2 protein-coding genes are annotated in these 1,114 nt (G+C 63.5%); one reads left to right on the top strand and one right to left on the bottom strand.

The window, feature by feature from the left end; all coding sequences use genetic code 11:
* On the top strand, positions 1–667 hold a 667-nt coding region (locus HX846_RS37175; protein ID WP_178967461.1), incomplete at its 5' end, for a LysR substrate-binding domain-containing protein.
* A 46-nt stretch (positions 668–713) separates the two neighbouring features.
* On the opposite strand, the gene HX846_RS37170 is transcribed toward HX846_RS37175, so the two are convergent.
* The coding region (locus HX846_RS37170) for an NAD(P)-dependent oxidoreductase (protein ID WP_178967460.1) at positions 714–1,114 on the bottom strand (401 nt) is incomplete at its 5' end.

Genomic DNA, 1,114 nt, shown 5'->3' with positions numbered 1-1,114 from the left:
GGCGCAGCAGGTGTTCGGCCTGATCGGCGAGGCGGTTGAGCAGATCGGCACCCGCCGCGAGACCTTGCAGCTCAAGGCCTCCACCTGCGTGATGCGCTGGCTGTTGCCGCGCCTGATGCAGTGGCAGCAGGAACGCCCGGATGTGCCGGTGGAGTTGACCACCACCGTGGCCTACACCGTCGACTTTCGCCGCGAGCAGTTCGATGCCGCGGTGATCTACGCGCCGATTGCCGAGCAGTCGGCCCAGGCCCGGCATCTGTTCGATGAGCGCCTGACGCCGGTGTGCGCGCCGGCCTTGCTCGGTGGCTTGCACACGCCTGCCGATTTGCAGCAACAGGTGTTGTTGCACCCTACGCGGGATGAGCGCGATTGGGCGTTGTGGTTGAAAGCGGCGAATACACGCTTGAGCAATCTGGCCCAGGGGCATCATTTTGAAACGCTGGACCTGGCGATGACGGTGGCGTCCCAAGGCTCGGGCGTGGCAATTGGCGACAGCGCGCTGATTGGCGAGGACCTGAAGGCGGGGCGGTTGGCCACGCCGTTTGAACTACGGGTGCCGACGGGGATGGGGTATTACCTGGTGTACCCGCCGGGCACTGAGCCCTCGGCGGGGTTGGAGCAGCTTATGGACTGGCTGGTGAGCCAGGCACAGTCGCCGTCACAATGAAGATCAAAATGTGNNCCCGCTCCCACATTTTTAGTGCGCGTCAGCCTTAGTAGCCGACGGTAAACCGCTGGCGTGAATGCTTCGGTGTTTCCACTTCATCAATCAGCGCAATCGCAAAGTCGGCAAAGCTGATCCAGCTGCGGCCTTCACTGCTCACCAGCAATTCATCCTGGCCCAGGCGGAATGTGCCGGTGCGTGCGGTCTCGACGAACTCCGCCGAAGGCGACAGGAAGGTCCAGTCCAGGTCTTTTTCCTGGCGCAGGGTATCGAGGAAAACACTGCCGGCGCTGGCTTCGGCTTTGTATTCCTCGGGGAAGCCCGGGCTGTCGATCACTCGGCTGCCGCCCGGCAACAACAGCGAACCGGCACCGCCGACCACCAGCAGGCGCTTCACGCCGGCTTTTTTCACCGGGTTGATCACCGCTTCCGGCGGCAGGGTGGCGAAGT

This window comes from Pseudomonas sp. K5002, from assembly GCF_013386655.1.
Taxonomy (GTDB): Bacteria; Pseudomonadota; Gammaproteobacteria; order Pseudomonadales; family Pseudomonadaceae; genus Aquipseudomonas.
This window is presented reverse-complemented; position numbering and strand designations above follow the sequence as displayed.